Here is a 23,057-nt window from a genome sequence, read left to right on the forward strand (position 1 = left end):
CTAGACTGCAAAAAAGGATTTTTGGAACATAACATGTCGATACGCGATGAACGTAAACAACAAAGTCGACAAGCACTTTTAGATGCAGCCTTAACACTCAGTGGGCAAGGGCGTGCCTTTAGCAGTATGAGTCTGCGTGAAATTACCAAAGCCGCCAACTTAGTGCCCACAGCGTTTTATCGGCACTTTAATGATATGGATGAGCTGGGTTTAGAACTGGTCGATCAAACCGCCTTACAGCTCAAACAAATGCAATATCAAATGGGACAAGTGGTTCAACATCAGCCCGACACACGCATTCAAAACTGTATTCAGCTACTGTTTAAACATATTCAAATGCACCCAGAGCCTTGGATTTTTTTTATTGCAGAACGCTGGGGTGGCTCGGCATGTTTACGCTATGCCATACAACGTGAGATTCAATATTTAACCACCGATTTAAGTGCAGATCTGGGCCGTACCCAAACCCTAAATCACATTCATCTACAGCATGATTTACAGGTCTTGTCGCAAATATTAATGAGCTTGGCTTTCAATTGGGCCATGAGCTGGATGGACTTACAGCGCTCTGTTAGCCCTGAAGAACTTGGTGCGCAACAAGAACAACTCAAACTCGGCGCAATTACTCAAGTTCAACTGCTCTTCCGTGGGATTTTGCATTGGGATCGCAATCAGTCATCGGTATAAGACGCAATCTCTAAGCATAAAAAAAACCCGCAACTTGCGGGTTTTTATTGAGTGTTGGCTTATTTGCCTGAACGCTCTTTTTCAATTAAGTAATTTAATACTTGAGTTACTTTGCCATCTTCACCTTGAATGACATATTTACCATTCACCGTTACTGCAGGCACACCTGTCAATTGATAACGTTTTGCAAGATCTTGAGCTTGCGCAATTTTAGATGCGATTGGGAAAGAATCGTATGTACTATTAAATTTAGCTTCTGGAATACCAAACTGGGTGAAGTATTTTGCAAAAGCAGCTTTTTCTAAAATAGGTTGTTGGCCTTCATGAATTGCATGGAATAACATCAAATGTGTTTTTGGGCGTATGCCTAATGCTTCAGACACATAATAAGCACGCGCACCTTGTTCCCATACTGAATTCATGGCCGCAGGTGTGCGCACAAAGCGTACATCTTTAGGCATTTTCTTTAACCACGTTTGCATGTGTGGTTCAAGTTTAAAACAGTGTGGACAGCCGTACCAAAAGAATTCACGAACTTCAATTTTCCCCGGAACCTCAACTTGTACAGGGTTTGCGAGCACTGTATAGTCTTTTCCTGCAACAAAGTCAGCGGCCATCGCGCTACCAGAAATGGCAAAAACAGCAGTGACCAAACTGCCGAAAAGGAATTTTTTCATTGAGATTATAGTCCTCTAACTCATTATGATTAGCTTATGCGATCACTATAAATCATTTATACAAATTTCGTTTCCATTCTGTGAAGTTTTTTAGCGCTTTTATCGCTTTTTTTAGAATAAGCGCTACACTAATAAGCCTCTGACTTTATTTTAAAATATAACCCTTGCCTGAGGTGAACCCATGTCGCAGTTGAATGTTGATCCACAAGAAATTGCTAAGTTTGAAGCATTCGCTGCCATCTGGTGGGACCAGAACTCTGAATTCCGCCCATTACACATGATTAATCCACTACGTTTAAACTGGATTGATGAACATTCGGGTGGTATTACAGGTAAAAAAGTCCTTGATGTCGGCTGCGGTGGCGGTATTTTGGCAGAAAGCATGGCACGTCGTGGCGCGCAAGTCTTAGGTATCGATATGGGCCTTGCACCGCTGAATGTGGCACGCCTGCATGCCGAACAAGAAGGTGTGAACAATATTGAATATCGTCAAGTGCCCGTAGAACAATTGGCAGAAGAACACGCGGGGCAATATGATGTTGTGACGTGTATGGAAATGCTTGAACATGTACCAGATCCAGCCTCAATTATTGCAGCTTGTAAAAAGTTGGTGAAACCAGGTGGCCATGTATTTTTCTCGACCATTAACCGTAATCCAAAATCTTATTTATTTGCCATTATTGGTGCTGAGTACGTATTACGCATGTTGGCGAAAGGCACACATGACTATCATAAATTTATTAAGCCTTCAGAGCTGGCACATGACATCCGTGGTGCAAATTTAAAACTTAAAAATATGACTGGCTTACACTATAACCCACTGACCAAACGCTATTGGCTCGCACCTAATGTAGACGTTAACTATATGGTTCATACCATCAGTGAAGGCGCACAATGAAAGCCGTACTGTTTGATTTAGACGGTACGCTCATCGACACTGCAGCCGACTTTATTCGGATTTTGCAAGACATGTGCCGCGAGAAAGGTTGCCCTGTCGTGGATGCCGATTTGATCCGTACGCAAGTGTCGGAAGGCGCACGTGCGATGGTGAAATTGGTTTATCCAGAGCTGGATGTAGAAGACCCTGTGTTTCTCGATCACCGCCAAGACTTTCTGGATCGATACGGCGCCGATATTGCCGTCGACACCGACTTATTTATTGGCATGCAAGCGTTATTGACTGAACTTGAGCAGCAACAGATTCCATGGGGGATTGTGACCAACAAACCCCGCTGGCTGAGTGAATCTTTGCTACAAGCATTAAACTTAACTGAGCGCTGCTCGGTGTTGGTTTGCCCTGAAGATGTCCGTAACACTAAGCCAGATCCAGAGCCCATGTATTTGGCAGCCGATCAGATTCAGATTGCCGCCAAAGATTGCATCTATGTGGGTGACCATCCACGTGATATTGACGCTGGGCGCAGTGCAGGCATGTACACGATTTTAGCAGCCTATGGCTATTTGCCACTTCAGTATAAAGATGACTTAACAGCCTGGCATGCAGATTGTATAGTGAATACTGTTGTAGAATTACACGATGTCATTCGTCAGCACGTTATGGGTACAAACAGCATCCATCCTGCTCAAATATAGCCAAAATAAAGACTGAAAAAACACAATAAAACGAGGAGATAGACAATGAAATATTCAGAATATCAGCCTCGCCCCGATCTACTCAAAGATCGCATTATCCTAATTACAGGTGCGGGCGATGGTATCGGTCGTGCAGCCGCAATCACTTATGCTCTTCATGGCGCAACGGTGGTTTTGCATGGTCGTACACTGAACAAACTTGAAGTGATTTACGATGAAATTGAAGGTTTGGGCGCACCACAACCTGCGATTTTACCGCTTCAACTGTCTAGTGCTTCTTCACGTGATTATGAGTTATTAGTCGATACGCTCGAACGCCAATTTGGTCGTTTGGATGGTATTTTGCATAATGCAGGCATTTTGGGTGAGCGTACGCCACTGGCACATTACCCTGCCGATGTTTGGGATGATGTGATGGCGGTAAACTTACGTGCCCCGTTTGTTCTCACGCAAGAATTATTGCCTCTATTGCAAAAATCAGAGCATGCCTCTGTAGTTTTTGCCAGTTCAGGTGTAGGTCGTGAAGCACGTGAAAACTGGGGCGCTTATTCTGTGTCTAAAATAGCCATTGAGGCTGTGAGCACTTTATTTGCCAAAGAAAATCAGCACCCTAACATTCGCTTTAACTGCATCAATCCAGGGGCAACACGTACTGCTATGCGTGCAAAAGCCTACCCAGATGAAGACCCAAAAATCTTACCGACACCAGAGCAAATTATGCCTGCCTATTTATACTTAATGGGCGATGACAGCTTAGCCTTAAATGGTGCCAGCATAGATGCACAAGATGCTTAAGTGTTTGGCTTAACTGATGCATGAAATCAAAGGAGGCTCTGGCCTCCTTTTTTAGGGCATATACATTCATGCCACATTGGCTTGTAATTCCAGACAATATGCGGATACTTATGCCAAACGTTTTAAGCAATGAGTGTCTGACATGTCTGACTTTAGCAATATTACTGTAACGCCAACCGAAGATGGCATGCTCAATCTATTGATTGATGGCAAAGCTATTTCTGAAAAATATGGGATGAAGTTTGATCCAAGTATTTTGGATGACCTAAAAGCCTTAGAAAATGGCCAGAATGTGAAGCTATTTGAACAGTTTGTATTTTCACATACTGACCTAAACTTCGAACATCGTTACCAGTACGTGCTTTGTATTGTGAAACAAGATGACCGCTATGCAACTGCAAAAAGTTTTGTTTACCGCATTACAGCAGAAGGCCAACCACCTGTTGAACACGTGATTACCAAGCAAGGTGTTCCAATGACTGAGCAAGATGTCCGTGAATTTATTCAAGCACATTTGCAAAAATCGCTTACAGACTACACCGACCTTCAATTTGCTTACTAAGCCTGTATCGAGCTCCCTCCTATTTTGAGTGGCTCAGGCTAAAGCTAGATCCTTCTTATAGGTTTAAAACTATTGGTCGCGCCATCACAAGGCAACTCAGTGTGCCTTGTGTGATTTTTTTGCCAACCCTTTTTGATATCATTAAGTTCTGTACACATTCTGAATGGGCTACTTTACAGCATTAATCGTATTTTTAAATTATTTTTATAATATTATTCGGTTTTTAAAATAAATCGACCTCCTCTATGCTCACTGCATTAATTTTGTAGTCGCAACACTTGGGAGATAGATCATGGTCGATCAACAACGTAAAACTGAAATTATTCGTTCAATTGAACAACTACAATTGTCTACAGCACTCATTATGGCACTGGATCATGCAAACTCAGCAGAAGCAGTCGCTGAAGCTGTATATTGCCTATCAGGCTTGAGTGAACAGTGGAACTAAAGCCAAAGCCTCACTTGCCCATACAATTTCATCTATTCACCAGCCCAAAAGGATTGAATAAAAACATCTTGCTTTATTCAATCCAACATTCATATTCATCACAATAAGCAGATTTGATCATTTATAGATCTGCATTTTTGACGCATAATATCCTGATTATCTCTGCTTTATTTAAAGAATTATCGCAATATCTTCACAGTTTCTCTGCATTTTTTGCGTAGAGTAATCCTATACACTATGAATCATTTAAATGAGGACTCAACATGAAAAAGATTTTGACTGCATTCGCAATCTCTTTCAGTGCTTTGACAGCAAGCAGTATTTCTATTGCTGGTCCTCATTTTGACCACAAGGATGGTTATGATCAGCCCCGTGAATTTAACCGTGGGCAGGCGAAAAAATATCGTGAATTCCGTGAAAATAATGATGACGAACGTATGGATATGCGCCGTATGCGTGAAGAACGCGGTGTAAAACGTTTGCAACAACATAAATGGCAAGCGGGTTACGTGCTCCCACAACATTATCGTGGTGATGGTTATAAAGTCGATTATCGAGACCAAAACTTGCCACGCCCAGATCGTAATCAACAATGGTACAAAATCAATAATGACTATATTTTAGTGAACTCAGAGACCAACAGCATTATGCGTATTTTAGGTCTTTAAACCCCTTACACTGCATAGCCCAACATCGTTTGGGCTTTTTTTATGCCACTACTTTTTGCATGCTCGTAGCTTCAGCCCTGGATAGAGCCATAGCCTATTCTCAGCCTACTATTTTTCTTCACACATTTCACAATTCCACTCTATATCGCTCACGCTTTCTCTGAACTTTGTCGGTAATTTAAAGTTATCGAAACAGTAAAGCACTACAGCAATTTAGGTGAATGAAATGAAAAAACTGATCTCTTTTGCGACCCTTGCACTTTCAGGTTTAATCGCAACTTCGGCAATGGCGGCGCCTGATCATCGTTTTGATGACCGTCGTGGCAACCCATCACCAAGCCACATGCAAGCCCAAGATGCACGTTGGGACCATAACCGTTCACAACAATGGAACAATAAAAATCAGTGGAATCAACAACGCGTTAACCCAAGCCGTGAATGGCGTAGTGGTCAGACCTTACCACGTGAATTTCAGTCAACACGCTATAAAGTCAGTGACCGCGAAGCACGTAAATTGCCAAATACTGGACGCTACCAACAATGGTACAAAGTAAATGGTGACTATGTCCTCGTCAATGAACGTAACGATCGCATCGTACGAATCATGGGCTAATTCCTAAACCTCGGTGAAGCCCCCCCTTTTGCACCTGTATAATTCAACTTATACAGGTGTTTTTTTGTCTGCGTAGCGCCTTTCTATTTTCTCTGTATGGTTTTTTTGATTAGAATCAATATACCCGTAATCTCGGCATAGGCCTGCACATGACTTCAATGGACGTTTCTCAAAGCACAACTTTACAATACGTGCATTGGTTTCGGCATTCTGCACCCTATATTAATGCTCACCGCGGGAAAACCTTTGTCATTATGTTTGATGGTGAAGCGGTTTTACACGCAAACTTCCAACATATTATTCATGACATTGCGTTATTTCACTCTTTAGGTATCCGTTTAATTTTAGTGTATGGCGCACGCCCACAAATTAATCAGAACCTCCAAGCCAGCGGGCTCACAACACCATTTCACCATCATCGCCGTGTGACGACGCGTGAATCTTTAGGCGCAGTAATGAATGCGTCTGGTTCGATTCGTTTGCAAATTGAAGCACTGCTGTCGATGGGGCTGGCAAATTCACCTATGTATGGCGCACGCATTGATGTCGTGTCAGGCAATTTAGTGACTGCAAAACCCTACGGTATTCGTGAAGGTGTCGATTTCCAATTATCAGGTGAAGTGCGTAGCATTGATACCGATGCGATTTCGCGCCATTTGCTCAATCAGAATATTGTATTGCTTGGACCTACAGGCTATTCCACTACGGGTGAAGTGTTTAATTTATTGGCTGAAGAAGTGGCAACCAAAACTGCAATTAGCCTCAAAGCGGATAAATTGATTTTCCTTGGTCGATCTGCTGGGCTTATGGATGAACACGGTCAATTAATTCGTGAACTCTTACCCCACCAGCTAGAGGAGTATCTTTTACAATATCAAGATGCCAACCCCGACATTTTATTACATTTAAATGGCGCAAAGACCGCCTCATTACAAGGTGTGCATCGGGTACATCTCATTTCTTATGCCACTGATGGTGCCATGCTAGAAGAACTGTTTACCCGTGATGGTTCGGGCACCATGATTACCGATGCGCATTATGAAGAAGTCCGTACTGCGAATATTCAGGATGTCGGTGGCTTAATTAATTTGCTTCGCCCATTGGAAGAAGAAGGTATTTTGGTCTATCGCTCACGTGAACGCTTAGAAAATGAAATTGAACAATTTGCCGTGATTGAACGTGACGGCACAATTTTAGCCTGTGCCGCACTATACCCAATTCCGACCGCTGAAGGTGAATTACGTTCGGCCGAAATTGCCTGCGTTGCAGTGCATCCGAGCTACCGCAAATCCAATCGCGGTAGTCAAATCTTGCATTATTTAGAAGAAAAAGCCAAAGCGTTGGGCATTGAGCAATTGTTTATTCTGACCACACGAACCGCACATTGGTTTATCGAACAAGGCTTTGAATCTGCCAGTGTGGATGATTTACCGAATGCACGTCAGGCTTTATACAACTACCAGCGTAATTCCTTGGTGTGTATCAAAACTCTTTAAGCTGGTTTAGACCGCCCTGCTTAGCTCAATTTTGACTAAGTTTATCTCTAAATTTTCGCAGGCCTCACTCTGGGCTTATCCGCAACAAGAGATAAGCTTATGCATAGATCTTATATTCTAAAATAAACATTATATTTCAATAGATTAAAATCATTAAAACACGATATCTCTCATTATTTTTTAAGCAGAAAATTGCATAAGTTTTGCTGTTTTTTATTTATCTTTTTTCTTCATTAGAACTTTAAGTTTTTTTATTTTTTTCGAAAAAGAAAATTCATTAGCGTATGTGCATTCCATGTCGTTCTTATTTTAGGTTCAGGAGCAACCTGCTATGCGCATCATCCCTTCTCAATTTTGGACAAAATCATTCGCTCTGTCTGCTGCGACTGTTGCTGTCATGATGCTGACGGGTTGCTCTAAAGACCAAGCCAAAGAAACCATTACATTAAATATTGGTTTTCAAAAATACGGCATTCTGCCAATTGTGAAAGAACGTGGCAATTTAGAAAAAGCCTTGCAAGAACAAGACGTCAACGTTAAATGGGTAGAATTTCCTGCAGGGCCACAGCTTTTAGAAGGACTCAATGTTGGAAGTGTTGTCTTAGGTGAAGCGGGTGAAGCACCGCCTATTTTTGCACAAGCGGCCAACTCAAATTTAGTTTACGTGGCTAACCAGCCTGCTGCACCGAAAGCAGAAGCATTGCTGGTACCTAAAAACTCTACCATCAAAACTGTAGCAGACCTGAAAGGCAAACGCGTGGCCTTAAACAAAGGCTCGAACGTCCATTACTTATTGTTAAAAGTATTAGAAGCGAATCACTTAACACTTAATGATATTGAGGTGATTTATTTACCGCCTTCTGACGCACGAGCAGCCTTTGAAAAAGGCGCTGTAGATGCGTGGGTGATTTGGGACCCATTCTTTGCAGCAGCCGAACAACAAATTAGTGCACGAGTATTGGCCACCGGTGAAAACTTAGTCAGCAACCATCAATTTTATTTGGCTGACCGTAAGTTTGCCGAAGCCAATCCTAAAGTCATTCAAGCTGTCGTTAAAGAATTGAATTTATCTACAGAATGGGTAGCAAGTCATCAAGATGAAGCTGCCAAATTACTCGAAAAGCCAACCAGCTTAGATTTCAATATCTTAAAAAGCTCTATTTCACGCATGGGTTTTGGCGTTCAACCTATTAGCCCTGCGGTGATTAGCGAGCAACAGCGTGTTGCAGATGCGTTCTATGAGCAAAAGCTCATTCCAAACAAACTCAACATTGATGCTGCCATTATTAAATAATTTTTTAACACTTTCATTTTATTTCCCGCAGGACTGGCATTAAACATCTGATGATTTGATACAGCCTGTTGGATGACCGAGCACATTCAAAATTAAGGAACAAATATGAAAATTTTTTGGTTTATTCCAACTCATGGTGATAGTCGCTACCTAGGCACGAGCAAAGGTGCACGTGTTGTTGATCATGCTTATATGAAACAAATTGCCGTAGCAGTAGATAACTTAGGCTACGAAGGTGTTTTAATTCCAACAGGTCGTTCATGTGAAGACCCATGGTTAACCGCTGCCAGCTTGATTGATGCAACCAAAAAATTAAAATTCCTTGTTGCACTTCGCCCAGGAGTAACTACACCTGCATTGGCTGCACGTATGGCGGCAACTTTTGACCGCTTGTCGGGTGGTCGTGTATTACTCAATTTAGTGACTGGCGGTGATGAGCAAGAGCTCAAAGGTGATGGCGTATATGAAGACCATGCCACACGTTATAAAACTGCAAATGAATACACCACCATTTGGCGTGAAATTTTAACTCGCTCGCATACAGGTGAAAGTTATACCTTCCATGGTGAACGCCTAAGTGTAGATGATGCAAAATTATTGTATCCACCTGTGCAACAACCGTATCCACCGCTTTGGTTTGGTGGTTCTTCAGATGATGCGATTGAGTTGGCTGCATCACAAGTAGACACTTATCTCACATGGGGTGAGCCACCTGCTGCAGTCAAAGAAAAAATTGCCGTGGTGAAAGCCCGTGCTGAAGCCAAAGGACGTGAACTGAACTACGGTATTCGTTTACACGTGATTGTGCGTGAAACCAATGCCGAAGCATGGCAAGCAGCGGAAGAACTGATTCAATATGTGGATGATGCAACTATTCAAGCCGCTCAAGCCAAATTCAAAAGCATGGATTCCATCGGACAACGTCGCATGGCAGAACTCCACAATGGCGACCGTACAAAGCTTGAAGTATCACCTAACCTGTGGGCGGGTGTAGGTCTTGTACGTGGCGGTGCGGGTACAGCTTTAGTCGGTGACCCTGAAACTGTGGCAGCTCGTATTCAAGAATATGCAGACCTCGGCATTAATACCTTTATTTTCTCGGGCTATCCACATTTAGAAGAGTCTATTCGTTTTGCAGAATTAGTGTTCCCATTACTACCACTCGAAACCCAGCAGAAACTCACTCAACCTAATCTGACTGGCCCATTTGGCGAAATTGTCGCAAACAATTACACCCCAGATGAAAATAAAAAATCGATTCAGGAGCCAGCTTAAAATGTCTAAACCTGTTTCGGTCGAAGCCTTCGCGGAAAAGAAGGTTTCACGTGGAACACAACTTGGGCAGCGTTTGCTGCCTTGGTTGCTTCCCATTGTACTGATTTTGCTCTGGCAAGTTGCTTCCGTCACAGGGCTTTTACAAAGTCGTATTTTACCCGCACCAAGCGCTGTGATTAGTGCCTTCTGGACTTTGCTATTAAGTGGTGAACTTTGGAAACATGTACAAGTGAGTGCTGGTCGCGCACTGATGGGGTTATTGGTGGGTGGTGGTTTGGGTTTATTACTTGGCCTGCTTAATGGCTCATCCAAAGTGGCATCGAACTTACTCGATACCACCATTCAAATGATCCGAAACATCCCTGCACTGGCGCTTATTCCTTTGGTCATTTTATGGTTTGGCATTGATGAAAGTGCCAAGCTATTTTTAGTCGCAATCGGTGTATTTTTTCCAATTTATATTAATACCTATCATGGTATTCGCTCTGTCGATCCACAGCTCATCGAGATGGGAAAAAGCTACGGTTTAACTCGCTGGCAACTCTATAAAGACATTATTTTACCAGGTGCAATGCCATCAATCTTGGTTGGGCTACGCTTTTCGCTAGGCTTGGTTTGGGTTCTTCTGATTGTGGCCGAAACCATTTCTGCCCAAGCAGGTATTGGTTATATGACCATGAACGCACGTGAGTTCCTACAAACCGACATCGTTCTAGTGGGGATTTTACTGTATGCCCTATTGGGTAAATTAGCTGACGTTTTAGCCGTTGCTTTAGAGCGTTATTTATTACGCTGGCATGCTGGCTATCAAAAATAAAAAGGACACATGACATGACTGATTTAAGTATTGGCCGCCATGCCCAAGACAATCCAAATTCTCCTACTCAAACAGACATTAACCCAAATGCTGTGATTGGGGCTGACATTTACATCGAACAATTACATAAGTTCTATGGCAGTGTAAAAGTACTCGAAGACCTCGATCTACATATTCAGCCTGGTGAATTTCTTGCCATTGTTGGACGTAGTGGCTGTGGTAAAAGTACGCTATTACGTCTGATTGCTGATTTAGAAAAACCGAGCTACGGTGAAATCAAATTTAAATCAGCACGTCATATTCGTGAAGGCATTACCGCCGATGATATTCGTGTTATGTTCCAAGACCCACGACTTCTGCCTTGGCGTAGCATTGAACAAAATGTTCAGTTAGGCTTAGCCAAAGAGCAACACGCCAATGCTTCTGCTATGCTGGAAAAAGTCGGACTAAAAGAAAAAGCGGCCTTATGGCCTTCCCAGCTTTCAGGTGGCCAACGACAAAGAACTGCACTCGCACGTGCACTTTCGCATCAGCCACGCATTTTACTATTAGATGAGCCCTTAGGCGCATTGGATGCCCTGACCCGTTTAGACATGCAGAACCTGATTGAAAAACTTTGGACTGAACAAGGCTTTACTGCCATTTTAGTCACCCATGACGTTTCTGAAGCCGTTCAACTGGCCGATCGTATTATTTTGCTGGATAAAGGTCATATCGCCTCACAATTTAAGGTTGACTTGCCCCGCCCACGACAAAAAAATCTGGCTTTTAGCACACTGGAGCAACAGGTTTTAAATGCCGTGCTAGCCACCTAAGCAAAATAAGCTGTCATTATGCCCAGCACTGCATGCAGTGCTGGGTTTAAATCGTGTAGCTAAACTAAAAAATCACTTTAAAACCCTTCTTAAGCACCTAAACGGTGCAGAAATTGAGTGCTTTAATTTGAAATCAACGACTTCCACCAGATTAATGAATAAAAATAATCATTTTTTTCTTTATACATACTATTTTTTATTTGATTTTACCTAGGCTGTCAGGATAATTTAATAGACGATCTATAAAATAAATCACCATTATTCATAAAATTACAAAGTTTGGTTGTGCACAAGGCTGCTGATTTGCCGTACAATCCCCGATCCCCCTTTTCATTGTTTTAAAATGCTAATGGAACAAAAAAAGAGTACTCAAAAACGTAATCAGTTGCTTAGCGCCGCACTGGACGTATTTTCCCTATATGGTTTCAATGGGGCTAGCCTAGATGAAATCGCGCAAATTGCAGAAATGCATAAGTCGAATATTTTCTATTATTATGAAAATAAAGAAGCGCTTTATGTCGAAGTGTTAACCACTGTATTACAAAAATGGTTAGCGCCGTTGCAAACACTAGAAGCAGATTTAGAACCTGCTGAAGCGATTACCAATTATTTGATACAAAAAATTGAAGTATCGCGTACACAGCCTAAAGCATCTCGTTTGTTTGCACTCGAAGTAATTCAAGGTGCGCCACATATTCTAGAGATCCTAAAAGGACCTTTAAAGAAACTGGTTAAACGTAAAGCCAAAGTGATTAGTAACTGGCAAGAGCAAGGTAAAATTTCAAAGGATATCGATCCTGAAATTTTCATTTTGAATATCTGGGCTGTTACTCAAAACTATGCAGACTTTTCTACCCAAATTGAAATGGTCACAGGCAAAACCCTGCGTAACCGTAGCATGAACCAGCGTGTGATCGAACACACGGTGCACATGATGCTCTATGGTGCACTACCTCGTAATTAATTCGCTCTATTGCCAAACATGGCAATGATTGGCATTCGGCCATAACTCGATATGGCCGCCAACCTTTAGTTTTAAGATTTTAAACTTTGATATAACGATAATAATTTTTGCGCGCCTAACAATAAATTTTCTTCCCAATCCAAATGTGCTGTGTCATTTGCACCATCGGTAATATATTTTACCGAGATTAAGCGAACGCCCAGTTTTTTACATACTTTTGCGATTGCGTAGCCTTCCATATCCACTAAATTACACGGTACTTTCGGCAGCCCAGTTTCAAAGCTGTCGCCAGTACCGCAAATTCCTTGTGCTAAATGATTAAAATAAGGCTCAAGCTGAATCCCAGCAGGATACTCATCTTCCAGTGGCGTAACCCCTACTGCAAAGCCCAATGGCGACACATCCATATCACGCTGTACAAATTCAGTCACCTCAACCAATGCATGCGCATCAAAATGAGAACTCCCTGCGGTACCTAAGTTTAGTAAGGTTTTACAGCCCGTTTTTTGAATCACGTCATAGGCTTTAAATGCCGCATTGACTTTACCAATACCACTGTAGTGAACATTAATACCAGCCGACTCGAACAAGCCCTTCGACTCATTGGCTAAGGCCATCATTAGGGCCAAATCTTGTTTCATGCACCATTCCTCAAGTTAATGGCTACCGATATACCATAAATTGGCACAAAACAATAAAACCAGATGGCGAACGCACTGAATCTAACGCTTTAGATTGGGCTGAGCTCGGCCATAGATCTCAATAGTGTCTCTTGCTTGCTTTAAATTTGAAACTGCATGGGTCGCTTACCCAAAATAGATGGGGTTAAGGACTGATCATGACGTAAAGATTCTAAAATCTTTTCCAATGCAATATGCGCCATATCGCCACGCACACTATGTGAATGGGTCATTGGCATATTTTCTAAACCTTTACGGCGCGCCGCTAAAATTTTAATGTCTTGGTTATTCACTACCCACGTATACACGTTCACTGCGGGTTGAATCGCTTTAGCCAACACACGTGGTATTGGAAATTTATAACTTACACAGGTATATACTCGTGATTCATAAGGCCCAACAGGTGTAATCAGGCTATTAAAGACCATGCCTGAAGGCTCGCCCCAGTGGTATTCCACCAAGGTAATATTGGGTGCAATAAAACTATCGCGATGTACTTGCTGTGCACCATGTGGATTGGTGAGCCATGGCATCATTCCTACATCGGCTTCATGGTCATGATATTCCACCACTACTTTGCGTGGACTCACCTCAATGGTGGCATCTACAGCTTTGCCTGACTCAGAACGAAACCAACCTTCATGGACAAATATGGTATGGGTGACATCCATAATATTTTGCGCGACAGCCCCCATTTCACCATCATATTTACCCACCATATAATAGCTTTGCCAACCTGGCGCATCATAAAAAGGCAGTTTAAATATTTCTGGACGCGCTGTAGGGGCTTTATCTCCTAGATAGACCCAGATCAGGCCATCTTGCTCACAAACGTCATAACTACGCTGTTTAAACGCATGTGGTTTCTCTGGAAAAAATTTGCCATTCACACTTGGAATGTGCGCTACCTGACCATCAGCTTGATAAGACCAGCCATGATAAGGACACGTCACACAGCCATTGGTCATTTTGCCTGCTGAAAGTGGAACGCCTCGATGAACACATTGATCTAACAATACCGCGGCTTGTCCGTTCTTTTGGCGAAACACAACAAAGTTTTTACCATAAATAGTGGTTTGTAAGGGCTGATCTTTTTTTAATTCTTTAGAAGTACAAGCAACATACCATTCTTCTAATAAACCCTTGGCCTGATCCCAGAATTGAGTTTTTTCACACATTTTAAAATCCTGATTTCCATATAGAATTTTTATCTATTTAATTTTTATTGCGTTTTTTTAATTAATGGAGCGCATAAAATATGCCCGTCGCCAAGCATATTCTAACAGTTTAATGATTTTGCAAAATAGCATCCTGCAGATAAATCGTATCAGTATGGTCAAGTGGCAAGATCTTCAATTTAATGTCCCATCTATTCTGTATCATGAGCCATCATATTGCTCGCCCAGTCCATAAAGCATGCTGTCATCCCAGCATGCTCATGTTTGCCTATTCACTCAGCAAATCCCCAACCAATTACAAAGCTTTGTCAGTGCACTGTGCTGTGGCTTCCAAGTAGCTTTTTAAACACGGTGAAAAGAATAAATGTCCTTGGTAAAAACCCAGTGCGGTTTTGCTGGCCACCCATAGCCACAGCACGATCAAACCAACACCTAAACCGTAACCAAAGTGATAAATCCATGCCATGTTGAGTTGAGCAGCAAGGTTCAAGACTGCAAAGCAATACACGCCCAGTGGAAAAGTCAAAGCCCACCAACCTAAGTTAAAAGGCAATACACGTCTGTGATGTAATGTGGTCAATATCGCTAAACCTAACCACCACAAGCCAAAGCCCAATAGGATTAAACTACCTACGATACCTGCACCATGTAAGATCTGGCCCACATGTGCTAATCCAATGCTGGCCAATAAAGTCGGTGCTTGAGCACCTAGCACTAACAGGGCAAAAGCACCTGTGCCAATAGGACCCAACGCCAACCAATTACTAATTGCCAGTTCTTTGACAGGTAATTGATGCAACGCCAAACGAAGCATTAAGATGGTTAAAATCGCAAAAGCAGGCAATACAGACATCCCCCAAAGTACATAACTGGCCAGCAAAATGCCTACCGCATGCTCTGTCACCGCAAGATGACCCAGTAATAAACCTCCACTTGTGGCTGCGACTTCACAGGCCACAATCGGCAGTAGCCAAACAGCCGTCATGCTTTTGAGTTCATGTTGTTGTCGTTGATACATCACAAAAGGAACCAACCAAGCAATCGCAACAGCCAAGACCACATCGATATACCAAAGTATCTCTGCCCAAAGCAAAGCCTCCTCGCCATAAATGGGCTGACCATATTTTAAAAAGCCATTTAAAATGGTCGCCAGCGCCATAGGGATTGCCCCAAAAAACAAGCACATCATAGGATGTTTAAAAATTTGTTTGGCCTCTACAGGGTAATACAGCCAACGCAATACATATAAAGCACTAAACAACACGAACATCATCATATTCAGATGCCAAAGCGCCACCCCAACAGACCATGTGAAGGTTTGAAAGATGGGAAACTCTGATACCATCAGTGCAACCACGCCTGTCCCCATACATACCGTAAACCAATTCGGAGTGAACTGACGGATCATCGTCTCAAGCCGTGTCTGTAAAAGCATAGTGTTTTGCATATCGTTGTCCTCATCTAGAAGCTGGTCTTATCTTAACCAACTTTATAAATAAGAAAAATTGATTAATATTTATTGAATAAATCAATTAAACTTATATAAAGAATTAAACTACGGATTTCTTTTGCTTAAAAACACAACAACAAGACGAATGCTGAAGAATATGGCAATATATAGCACTCAAACATTTTCAACGATTTGATTCGCCCATGCAGCTGCTCCGTCTGAATGCTTTAGCGCCCAACTTAGAATTTCCTCAAACAGCCTTAACGATTGGCAATTTTGATGGGGTACATTTGGGTCATCAGGCGATGCTCAGCCAACTTAAAGACATAGCCAAACAACAAAACTTAAAAACAGCGGTCATGATATTTGAGCCTCAACCGCTTGAATTTTTTAAATCTTACGAAGCTCCTCCACGTATTTCTTCGTTACGTGAAAAAGTCGAATACTTAACAGAGCTCGGCGTAGACTATATTGTGGTGGCAAAGTTTGATAACGACTTTCGTAACCTCAGTGCTGATACCTTTTGCGACATTTTAAAATACAAACTCAATACGCAAAGTTTAGTCTTAGGTGAAGATCATCATTTTGGTAAAAACCGTCAAGGCAATAGCGAATTTTTACGCCAGCGCGGTTTTCATGTAACCGATATACAAAATGTCGAGGTTAATGGTGAACGCGTGAGTTCAACGCTGGTCCGACAAACTCTACAAGCGGGTGATTTAGCTCATGCGGCTAAATTACTCGGTCGTCCTTATAGCATCACGGGTCGTGTGCAATACGGCGATCAAATTGGTCGAACCATTAATTTTCCAACCATTAATGTGCGTTTAAACCGTCATAAACCGTGTTTGCACGGCATTTATGGTGTCGAAGTCATTTGCGAAACCGAATCCCTAAAAGCCAAAGTGGATCAAGCCCACGACAGCAAAAAAGGTATTGCTGGTTATGATGAGACTGCCCTGTTTGGTGCAGGTCATGTCGGCACTCGACCAGCCATCCAACAAGACCATCCAGAGTGGCGATTAGAAGTACATTTTCCTGATGTTTCTGCTAATCTGTATGGCCTGTTAATGCGGGTGACATTCTTAAACTATTTGCATGGCGAAAAGAATTATCCTTCGCTTGAAGCACTAAAAGCTGGAATTGATGATGATGTTGAGAAGCTACTTGAGTTTCGTCAAGATCATCCCCAATTCCCCTTTTAAATTCTCATATTTTTTATTGTAAAACGTGTCCGTACAATCGGATTAAATTGGAAGACAACTTGCATGAGCGATAAGCAAACTCCTGAAAATGCAGTGGATTACAAAGCCACGCTAAACCTCCCCGGTACTGAATTTGCAATGAAAGCAAATCTTGCAGTACGTGAAGCGAAATGGTTAGAAGAGTGGTATGCCGATGATATTTATCAGCAGATTCGTGCGTCGCGTATTGGCAAGAAAAAATATGTGCTTCATGACGGCCCTCCGTATGCAAATGGTCAAATCCATTTAGGTCACGCGGTCAACAAAGTCCTTAAAGACATCATCATCAAAAGCCATGTGATGGATGGTTTTGACGCACCTTACGTACCGGGTTGGGACTGTCACGGTCTTCCAATCGAACTCAAAGTTGAAGAAAAAGTGGGTAAAGTCGGCGTAAAAGTCGATGCTTCTACGTTCCGTAAAGCCTGCCGTGAATATGCTTACACACAAGTTGAACTGCAAAAGAAAGACTTCGTACGTATGGGCGTGTTCGGTGATTGGGACAATCCTTACCTCACCATGAACTTCAAACAAGAAGCTGACATCGTGCGTTCGCTAGGTGCAATTGCTAAAGCGGGTCATATCGAGCCGGGTCTTAAACCAGTGAACTGGTGTTTAGACTGTGGTTCATCTTTGGCTGAAGCCGAAGTTGAATACGAAGATAAAAAATCTGACGCAATTGACGTTGGCTTTACTGTTGTTGATTTAGCTGATTTATCTGCACGTTTAGGTGTAGAAGTAGCTGATCGTACAGACATCGTGATCTGGACAACAACGCCTTGGACCATGCCTGCCAACCAAGCGGTTGCATTGCATGCTGAGCTTGAATACCAATTGGTTAAAGCTACAGGCGAAGACAAAGCATCTCAAAACTTCATCCTTGCAAAATCATTGGTTGAATCTGCAACTCAGCGTTATGGTTTCACTGCATTTGAAGTGCTTGCTGAATTCACAGGTTCTAAACTTGAGAATCTTGTACTTCAACATCCGTTAATCGCTGAACGCCAGGTACCTGTGATTTTGGGTGAACACGTAACCGATGCTAGTGGTACTGGTGCCGTACATACCGCACCCGGTCATGGTGTGGACGACTATAAAGTTGGCTTACAGTACAACTTAAAAGTTGAAAACCCAGTCGGTGGTAATGGTGTGTATTTACCAACTTCGCCTTTGTTTGCAGGCGAGCACATTTATAAAGCCAATCCAAAAATTATTGCTGCATTAACTGAAGCAAATAAACTTTGGGCACATGTAGTCATCAAGCATAGCTATCCGCATTGCTGGCGTCATAAAACTCCAATTATTTTCCGTGCGACACCACAATGGTTTATCAGCATGGATGCGAAGGGTCTGCGTAACCAAGCATTAAGCGCAATTGAAAATGACATCAGCTTTGTGCCAGATTGGGGTAAAAACCGTATTCAAGCGATGATCGAAGGTCGTCCGGACTGGTGTATCTCACGTCAACGTACGTGGGGCGTGCCAATTCCATTCTTCGTACATAAAGATACCAACGAGTTGCACCCACGTACCCCTGAATTGATTGAAGAAGTAGCTAAGCTGATTGAAAACGAGGGTATTGATGGTTGGTACAACCGTGATGCACGCGAGTTCATTGGTGATGATGCAGATTGCTACAATGCAGTACGCGATACGCTAGACGTTTGGTTCGACTCTGGAACAACACACTTTGCTGTACTTCGTGAACGTGAAGAACTCACTGATCCTGCTGACTTGTACCTTGAAGGTTCAGACCAACACCGTGGTTGGTTCCAGTCTTCATTGTTAACCTCGATTGCAATTAATGAACGCGCACCTTACAAAGGCTTATTGACGCACGGCTTCGTGGTCGATGAAAAAGGCCGTAAGATGTCAAAATCAATCGGTAACGTGATCACACCACAAGACATCATTAAAGATATGGGTGCAGATGGTTTACGTTTCTGGATCGCATCTGCGGATTACCGTTATGAAATGACTGCGGGTAAAGAAATCTTTAGCCGTGCATCTGACGGTTACCGTCGTATCCGTAACACGCTTCGTTTCTTGCTTGCTAACTTGAATGGTTTCAAACCATCAACAGATGCATTGCCAGTGGATCAATTGATCGCGCTTGATCAATATATCTTGCAACGTGCTGCGGAAGTTCAAAAAACTATTCAACAAGCATACGAAGATATGAACTTCCATATCGTAACGAATGCTTTGACCAACTTCTGTATCAACGACTTGGGTGGTTTCTACTTAGACATCATCAAAGACCGTCAGTACACAACTAAAGCGGATTCAGCTGCACGTCATTCAGCTCAAACTGCGCTATATCATTTAGTACAAGCTTTCGTGCGTTGGATGTCACCAATCTTAAGCTTCACCGCACAAGAAGCATGGCCACTCATTCCTGAGCAATCAGAGAAATATGTGTTCACTGCTGAATGGTATGACATTCCAGTCGCATCAACAGCAAATGCAGTTTCTGAAGCTGAATGGCAAACTTTGATCTCTGTAAAATCTGCAGTGAATAAATTCATTGAAGCTGCACGTACAGCAAAAACTGTCGGTTCAAACCTGTCTGCAAAAGTTGAACTTTGGGCATCAAGCGAGCTGAAAACCGTTCTAGATAAATTGGGCGATGAACTTCGTTTTGTCCTCATTACATCACAAGTGATCGTGAATAACTTTGATGCGGCGCAAGGTGAAGCATCGGATCTTGAAGGCTTAAACGTGAAAGTTTCGGCAGCTGACGGTGAAAAATGTGCACGTTGCTGGCATGTGCTTCCCGATGTGAATACACATCACGAACATCCAGGTCTTTGTTCTCGTTGTATTATTAACCTTCCTACAGGTCAAGGCGAAGAGAGAAAATATGCCTAATCCACAAGAAAAAAAGGGTTTCTTTCAATTCTACCCACACAATTTAGTGTGGGTGGGCTTATCCATTGTTGCCATTATTTTGGATCAATGGACTAAATGGATTGCCAGCACAAGTCTGAATTATGCAGACCCTGTTCCAGTCCTACCCTTTTTAAATTGGACATTACTCCATAACTATGGGGCAGCCTTTAGTTTCTTGTCCGATGCCGGTGGATGGCAACGTTACTTCTTTACCTCACTTGCAGGTTTGGTGTCTGTTATTTTTGTATTTTGGCTCATGCGTATGCCAAAAACCGTGAAAATTTTACCGATTGCAATTGCACTTATTTTAGGTGGCGCAATTGGTAATTTAATCGACCGCGTGTCTTTGGGTTATGTGGTCGATTTCATTCATGTGTATTACAACAACAGCCACTTCCCTGCATTTAACCTTGCAGATAGTGCCATTACGCTGGGTACCATCTTATTGTTGATTGATACCTTCTTTTTAGAGAAGCAACGTATTCAACGTGCGGAAGCGCAAAAAAATGACTGATTTGATTCATCCTAACGAAGAAATTCGTATTGAAGACGGCTCTAAAGTTGATCTTCACTTTTCTGTCGCGATTGAAAATGGCGTAGAAATTGATAACACCCGTAGCCGTGCTGAACCTGTAAGCTTAGTGATGGGTGACGGTAGTTTATTGCCTGGTTTTGAAAAAGCATTATTTGGTTTACGTGCTGGCGACCGCCGTACGGTCAGCCTACCACCAGAAGATGCTTTTGGCCCTTGGAACCCCGAAAATGTACAAAAGTTTGACACTGTAAAATTTGAACAGCGCCCAACTGAAGGTCACATGATCGAATTTGAAGACAAAGCCAAACAAAGCCTATACGGCGTGGTCAAAACCGTGGGTGAAGACATCACCGAAGTCGATTTTAACCACCCATTGGCAGGCAAAAACATTACCTTTGAAGTGGAAATTTTTAAGGTAACGCCTGCTGGCCAGCAAGGCATTAAAATTATGTAAGTGACGTTTAGTCATCATAAAAAAGCACCTTAGGGTGTTTTTTTATTAATTACATATCAATACTATACAACCAAATGGCCGTAGATTAATTTAAATAAAAAATAGCATTTGAGAAACTGATGAATATTCAAATTATTGTAGGTAGTGTTCGCGAAGGTCGTACCGCGATTAAAGTGGCTGCATGGGTCCAAACACAAATTGAACAGTATGGCTTTAGCACAGTTCAAACAGAAATTGTTGACTTAAAAGCGTGGGATCTGCCCTTTTTTGCAGGTGCAAACCCACCAATGACGGGTATTTATGACCAACCCAAGCAACAAGAATGGGCGGCTCAAATTGCCAAGGGTGATGCTTTCATTTTCATTAGTCCTGAATATAACCACGGCTACAGCCCTGCACTCAAAAATGCCTTAGATTATTTGGGTAAAGAATGGAACGGGAAACCAGCAGCATACGTAAGTTATGGTGGTAGCAACGGTTCACGTTCGATTGATCAAATCCGCCAAGTTGCAACTCAGCTTGGACTGGTAGATACCAATGCTGTGGTTGAAATCCGTGATATTTTTGCCCGTAACCGTGCAGAAAATTTTGAAGGCAATGAATTTGATGACAAAGCCCTAAAAGCTGCTTTTGATAAACTCGTGAAATACGTCAGCGCATAAATCACAGTGTAAGCTTTAGCTTACAACAACTGCGGATATTAGCCACTTTTCACTTATTCATAAGCTGACTAATATAGGATTCATAGAGAGACAGGAAGTCTCCGAAGCCTAAAACAATAATGATAAGCAGGATAAACGCAGGAAGCGTACGGTACGACAGGAGTTATACCGCTGAAATGAATCCGAAAAAGCCTCGACAGGATGTCGAGGCTTTTTTCGTTATACTCTAAGCCACTCGAAACATCTTGGATTTACACATTCACTTGAAAACCTAAATCAACATCACATGCCGCTTGACCACCACAAATGCCCCAATTTTCTAAAGGACTTTCTCTCAGAAGAATCAATATATGGTCAGCTGGAATACCCAATGCCGTTAAATTCATAACTAATTTTTCATATAAACCACGCTTTGCTTCTATAGAACGCCCCGTAAAGCAATCAATGCTAATTTGCGTAAATAATTCTGGTTGGGTTAAGTGACTAAACACTTGAAAGCGGTGAGGTGCATGGACACACAGACGAATATTACGATCAGTTTGGGGGAGCTGAAAACATTGCTGTATCGTATCCAAGACTGTATTCAATAAAGCTTCTTCTTCTGCACGGCTATACTGGGTTCGAATATCGATTTGAATTGAAGGCATGGGGTATTGTGCTTTTCTGTTGTTATGATCAATACATTATGAGTTTTTATGATTTATATCAATGTAAGCATTTTCCTACATCATCTGCGGAAATTAACCTCTATAAGCATTTAAAATTTCGAACTATAGTAAGTTCATAGCCAGACAGGATGTCTGATAAGAAAAATAAAAAATGAAACAACGGCAGGATGCTGAATGGTATGAAAGGACACATGCCTTTGCAATGAATCACAAAAAAGCCCCGACAGGATGTTGGGGCTTTTTTTATTGCGTCTAGCATTGCATTAATTTTTTATAACTCCCCTACTGATTATTCTCAATTATTTGTATTTAAATATGTTTTTTTAATTAGTGTTGAATTTGTACGTTATGACTTACAAGAGATGCAGAATTTAGCGTCTTCTTTACACAGAGAAACACAATTATATTAAGTTCATACCAAACAGGAAGTTTGGAACACAATAAAAACAATACAGCAGGACTGCTGAACATAAAAAATATGCTTAAGCGCATAACATAAAAGAAAAAACAGACACAGCAATAAAAATGAGGCGATAGCCTGAGTAATAGATTAGAAAAGCCTCAACAGCAATGTTGAGGCTTTTTTCATT

The 23,057-nt window shown here is 42.1% G+C and carries 24 protein-coding genes; 19 read left to right on the top strand and 5 right to left on the bottom strand.

The window, feature by feature from the left end; genetic code table 11:
- Positions 1 to 33: 33 nt before the first annotated feature.
- Positions 34 to 687, top strand: a complete 654-nt coding sequence (locus D9K81_RS07480; protein ID WP_120375674.1) for a TetR family transcriptional regulator — start codon at positions 34 to 36, stop codon at positions 685 to 687.
- Between the two features lie 59 nt (positions 688 to 746).
- On the opposite strand, the gene D9K81_RS07485 is transcribed toward D9K81_RS07480, so the two are convergent.
- The gene (locus tag D9K81_RS07485) at positions 747 to 1,364 is read right to left on the bottom strand and encodes a thiol:disulfide interchange protein DsbA/DsbL (protein WP_120375675.1); all 618 of its coding nucleotides are present in this window, start codon (positions 1,362 to 1,364) and stop codon (positions 747 to 749) included.
- A 181-nt stretch (positions 1,365 to 1,545) separates the two neighbouring features.
- Here D9K81_RS07485 and ubiG point away from each other — a divergent pair, with 181 nt between their 5' ends.
- The 13 genes from ubiG to D9K81_RS07545 all read left to right on the top strand — a co-directional run bounded on the left by ubiG (position 1,546) and on the right by D9K81_RS07545 (position 12,704).
- The gene (gene ubiG / locus D9K81_RS07490) at positions 1,546 to 2,262 is read left to right on the top strand and encodes a bifunctional 2-polyprenyl-6-hydroxyphenol methylase/3-demethylubiquinol 3-O-methyltransferase UbiG (protein WP_120375676.1); all 717 of its coding nucleotides are present in this window, start codon (positions 1,546 to 1,548) and stop codon (positions 2,260 to 2,262) included.
- Positions 2,259 to 2,957 (top strand): HAD family hydrolase, encoded by a 699-nt coding sequence (locus D9K81_RS07495; protein ID WP_120375677.1) that lies wholly within the window; start codon positions 2,259 to 2,261, stop codon positions 2,955 to 2,957. Before ubiG ends, D9K81_RS07495 begins: the two co-directional genes overlap by 4 nt.
- Before the next feature lie 45 nt (positions 2,958 to 3,002).
- Positions 3,003 to 3,752: a YciK family oxidoreductase gene (locus tag D9K81_RS07500; protein WP_120375678.1), complete on the top strand. Its 750-nt coding sequence runs from the start codon at positions 3,003 to 3,005 to the stop codon at positions 3,750 to 3,752.
- Positions 3,753 to 3,894: 142 nt separating this feature from the next.
- Complete coding sequence (locus D9K81_RS07505; RefSeq protein WP_120375679.1) at positions 3,895 to 4,314, top strand: hypothetical protein; 420 nt, start codon at positions 3,895 to 3,897, stop codon at positions 4,312 to 4,314.
- Positions 4,315 to 4,606: 292 nt separating this feature from the next.
- Complete coding sequence (locus D9K81_RS18415; RefSeq protein WP_171406895.1) at positions 4,607 to 4,762, top strand: hypothetical protein; 156 nt, start codon at positions 4,607 to 4,609, stop codon at positions 4,760 to 4,762.
- Positions 4,763 to 5,025: 263 nt separating this feature from the next.
- The gene (locus D9K81_RS07510; RefSeq protein ID WP_120375680.1) at positions 5,026 to 5,430 is read left to right on the top strand and encodes an RcnB family protein; all 405 of its coding nucleotides are present in this window, start codon (positions 5,026 to 5,028) and stop codon (positions 5,428 to 5,430) included.
- A gap of 226 nt (positions 5,431 to 5,656) precedes the next feature.
- Positions 5,657 to 6,043 carry an RcnB family protein gene (locus D9K81_RS07515; protein ID WP_120375681.1) on the top strand — a complete coding sequence of 129 codons (387 nt, stop codon included), beginning with the start codon at positions 5,657 to 5,659 and terminating at the stop codon, positions 6,041 to 6,043.
- Positions 6,044 to 6,192: 149 nt separating this feature from the next.
- Entirely contained in the window at positions 6,193 to 7,539 is a 1,347-nt protein-coding gene (gene argA / locus D9K81_RS07520; RefSeq protein WP_120375682.1) for an amino-acid N-acetyltransferase, read from the top strand.
- 331 nt (positions 7,540 to 7,870) lie between these two features.
- On the top strand, positions 7,871 to 8,833 hold the full coding sequence (locus tag D9K81_RS07525) for a sulfonate ABC transporter substrate-binding protein (protein ID WP_120375683.1): 963 nt from the start codon (positions 7,871 to 7,873) through the stop codon (positions 8,831 to 8,833).
- A gap of 105 nt (positions 8,834 to 8,938) precedes the next feature.
- Complete coding sequence (ssuD, locus tag D9K81_RS07530) at positions 8,939 to 10,108, top strand: FMNH2-dependent alkanesulfonate monooxygenase (RefSeq protein ID WP_120375684.1); 1,170 nt, start codon at positions 8,939 to 8,941, stop codon at positions 10,106 to 10,108.
- Position 10,109: 1 nt separating this feature from the next.
- On the top strand, positions 10,110 to 10,925 hold the full coding sequence (gene ssuC, locus D9K81_RS07535) for an aliphatic sulfonate ABC transporter permease SsuC (RefSeq protein WP_120375685.1): 816 nt from the start codon (positions 10,110 to 10,112) through the stop codon (positions 10,923 to 10,925).
- Positions 10,926 to 10,939: 14 nt separating this feature from the next.
- The gene (locus D9K81_RS07540) at positions 10,940 to 11,740 is read left to right on the top strand and encodes an ABC transporter ATP-binding protein (RefSeq protein WP_120375686.1); all 801 of its coding nucleotides are present in this window, start codon (positions 10,940 to 10,942) and stop codon (positions 11,738 to 11,740) included.
- Between the two features lie 349 nt (positions 11,741 to 12,089).
- The gene (locus D9K81_RS07545; protein ID WP_120375705.1) at positions 12,090 to 12,704 is read left to right on the top strand and encodes a TetR/AcrR family transcriptional regulator; all 615 of its coding nucleotides are present in this window, start codon (positions 12,090 to 12,092) and stop codon (positions 12,702 to 12,704) included.
- Positions 12,705 to 12,775: 71 nt separating this feature from the next.
- Here the strand turns inward: D9K81_RS07545 and D9K81_RS07550 are convergent, their stop codons facing one another.
- The 3 genes from D9K81_RS07550 to D9K81_RS07560 form a co-directional block, all read right to left on the bottom strand.
- Complete coding sequence (locus D9K81_RS07550; RefSeq protein WP_120375687.1) at positions 12,776 to 13,345, bottom strand: phosphorylase family protein; 570 nt, start codon at positions 13,343 to 13,345, stop codon at positions 12,776 to 12,778.
- 140 nt (positions 13,346 to 13,485) lie between these two features.
- Positions 13,486 to 14,562, bottom strand: a complete 1,077-nt coding sequence (locus D9K81_RS07555) for an aromatic ring-hydroxylating oxygenase subunit alpha (protein WP_120375688.1) — start codon at positions 14,560 to 14,562, stop codon at positions 13,486 to 13,488.
- Between the two features lie 295 nt (positions 14,563 to 14,857).
- Positions 14,858 to 16,009: a TDT family transporter gene (locus D9K81_RS07560; protein WP_120375689.1), complete on the bottom strand. Its 1,152-nt coding sequence runs from the start codon at positions 16,007 to 16,009 to the stop codon at positions 14,858 to 14,860.
- Between the two features lie 206 nt (positions 16,010 to 16,215).
- On the opposite strand from D9K81_RS07560, the gene ribF reads away from it, so the two are divergent.
- The 5 genes from ribF (at position 16,216) to D9K81_RS07585 (ending at position 21,799) form a co-directional block, all read left to right on the top strand.
- Positions 16,216 to 17,217, top strand: a complete 1,002-nt coding sequence (ribF, locus tag D9K81_RS07565; protein WP_120375690.1) for a riboflavin biosynthesis protein RibF — start codon at positions 16,216 to 16,218, stop codon at positions 17,215 to 17,217.
- A 63-nt stretch (positions 17,218 to 17,280) separates the two neighbouring features.
- A complete protein-coding gene (gene ileS / locus D9K81_RS07570) occupies positions 17,281 to 20,127 on the top strand; it encodes an isoleucine--tRNA ligase (protein WP_120375691.1) in 2,847 nt (948 codons plus the stop codon).
- Positions 20,120 to 20,662, top strand: a complete 543-nt coding sequence (lspA, locus tag D9K81_RS07575) for a signal peptidase II (protein WP_120375692.1) — start codon at positions 20,120 to 20,122, stop codon at positions 20,660 to 20,662. The genes ileS and lspA overlap by 8 nt, the downstream gene beginning before the upstream one ends.
- Positions 20,655 to 21,137 carry an FKBP-type peptidyl-prolyl cis-trans isomerase gene (locus D9K81_RS07580; protein ID WP_120375693.1) on the top strand — a complete coding sequence of 161 codons (483 nt, stop codon included), beginning with the start codon at positions 20,655 to 20,657 and terminating at the stop codon, positions 21,135 to 21,137. The genes lspA and D9K81_RS07580 overlap by 8 nt, the downstream gene beginning before the upstream one ends.
- A gap of 119 nt (positions 21,138 to 21,256) precedes the next feature.
- Positions 21,257 to 21,799 (top strand): NADPH-dependent FMN reductase, encoded by a 543-nt coding sequence (locus D9K81_RS07585; protein WP_120375694.1) that lies wholly within the window; start codon positions 21,257 to 21,259, stop codon positions 21,797 to 21,799.
- Between the two features lie 251 nt (positions 21,800 to 22,050).
- Here the strand turns inward: D9K81_RS07585 and D9K81_RS07590 are convergent, their stop codons facing one another.
- Positions 22,051 to 22,446: a tautomerase family protein gene (locus tag D9K81_RS07590; RefSeq protein WP_120375695.1), complete on the bottom strand. Its 396-nt coding sequence runs from the start codon at positions 22,444 to 22,446 to the stop codon at positions 22,051 to 22,053.
- Positions 22,447 to 23,057: the final 611 nt, after the last annotated feature.

It is taken from the genome of Acinetobacter chengduensis, from assembly GCF_003664645.1.
Classification (GTDB): domain Bacteria; phylum Pseudomonadota; class Gammaproteobacteria; order Pseudomonadales; family Moraxellaceae; genus Acinetobacter; species Acinetobacter chengduensis.

Bases quoted from the DNA above. Each gene is read 5' to 3' on its own strand.
- D9K81_RS07480 (WP_120375674.1), top strand. From the start codon at position 34: ATGTCGATACGCGATGAACGTAAACAACAAAGTCGACAAGCACTTTTA.
- D9K81_RS07485 (WP_120375675.1), bottom strand. From the start codon at position 1,364: ATGAAAAAATTCCTTTTCGGCAGTTTGGTCACTGCTGTTTTTGCCATT.
- ubiG (WP_120375676.1), top strand. From the start codon at position 1,546: ATGTCGCAGTTGAATGTTGATCCACAAGAAATTGCTAAGTTTGAAGCA.
- D9K81_RS07495 (WP_120375677.1), top strand. From the start codon at position 2,259: ATGAAAGCCGTACTGTTTGATTTAGACGGTACGCTCATCGACACTGCA.
- D9K81_RS07500 (WP_120375678.1), top strand. From the start codon at position 3,003: ATGAAATATTCAGAATATCAGCCTCGCCCCGATCTACTCAAAGATCGC.
- D9K81_RS07505 (WP_120375679.1), top strand. From the start codon at position 3,895: ATGTCTGACTTTAGCAATATTACTGTAACGCCAACCGAAGATGGCATG.
- D9K81_RS18415 (WP_171406895.1), top strand. From the start codon at position 4,607: ATGGTCGATCAACAACGTAAAACTGAAATTATTCGTTCAATTGAACAA.
- D9K81_RS07510 (WP_120375680.1), top strand. From the start codon at position 5,026: ATGAAAAAGATTTTGACTGCATTCGCAATCTCTTTCAGTGCTTTGACA.
- D9K81_RS07515 (WP_120375681.1), top strand. From the start codon at position 5,657: ATGAAAAAACTGATCTCTTTTGCGACCCTTGCACTTTCAGGTTTAATC.
- argA (WP_120375682.1), top strand. From the start codon at position 6,193: ATGACTTCAATGGACGTTTCTCAAAGCACAACTTTACAATACGTGCAT.
- D9K81_RS07525 (WP_120375683.1), top strand. From the start codon at position 7,871: ATGCGCATCATCCCTTCTCAATTTTGGACAAAATCATTCGCTCTGTCT.
- ssuD (WP_120375684.1), top strand. From the start codon at position 8,939: ATGAAAATTTTTTGGTTTATTCCAACTCATGGTGATAGTCGCTACCTA.
- ssuC (WP_120375685.1), top strand. From the start codon at position 10,110: ATGTCTAAACCTGTTTCGGTCGAAGCCTTCGCGGAAAAGAAGGTTTCA.
- D9K81_RS07540 (WP_120375686.1), top strand. From the start codon at position 10,940: ATGACTGATTTAAGTATTGGCCGCCATGCCCAAGACAATCCAAATTCT.
- D9K81_RS07545 (WP_120375705.1), top strand. From the start codon at position 12,090: ATGGAACAAAAAAAGAGTACTCAAAAACGTAATCAGTTGCTTAGCGCC.
- D9K81_RS07550 (WP_120375687.1), bottom strand. From the start codon at position 13,345: ATGAAACAAGATTTGGCCCTAATGATGGCCTTAGCCAATGAGTCGAAG.
- D9K81_RS07555 (WP_120375688.1), bottom strand. From the start codon at position 14,562: ATGTGTGAAAAAACTCAATTCTGGGATCAGGCCAAGGGTTTATTAGAA.
- D9K81_RS07560 (WP_120375689.1), bottom strand. From the start codon at position 16,009: ATGCAAAACACTATGCTTTTACAGACACGGCTTGAGACGATGATCCGT.
- ribF (WP_120375690.1), top strand. From the start codon at position 16,216: ATGCAGCTGCTCCGTCTGAATGCTTTAGCGCCCAACTTAGAATTTCCT.
- ileS (WP_120375691.1), top strand. From the start codon at position 17,281: ATGAGCGATAAGCAAACTCCTGAAAATGCAGTGGATTACAAAGCCACG.
- lspA (WP_120375692.1), top strand. From the start codon at position 20,120: ATGCCTAATCCACAAGAAAAAAAGGGTTTCTTTCAATTCTACCCACAC.
- D9K81_RS07580 (WP_120375693.1), top strand. From the start codon at position 20,655: ATGACTGATTTGATTCATCCTAACGAAGAAATTCGTATTGAAGACGGC.
- D9K81_RS07585 (WP_120375694.1), top strand. From the start codon at position 21,257: ATGAATATTCAAATTATTGTAGGTAGTGTTCGCGAAGGTCGTACCGCG.
- D9K81_RS07590 (WP_120375695.1), bottom strand. From the start codon at position 22,446: ATGCCTTCAATTCAAATCGATATTCGAACCCAGTATAGCCGTGCAGAA.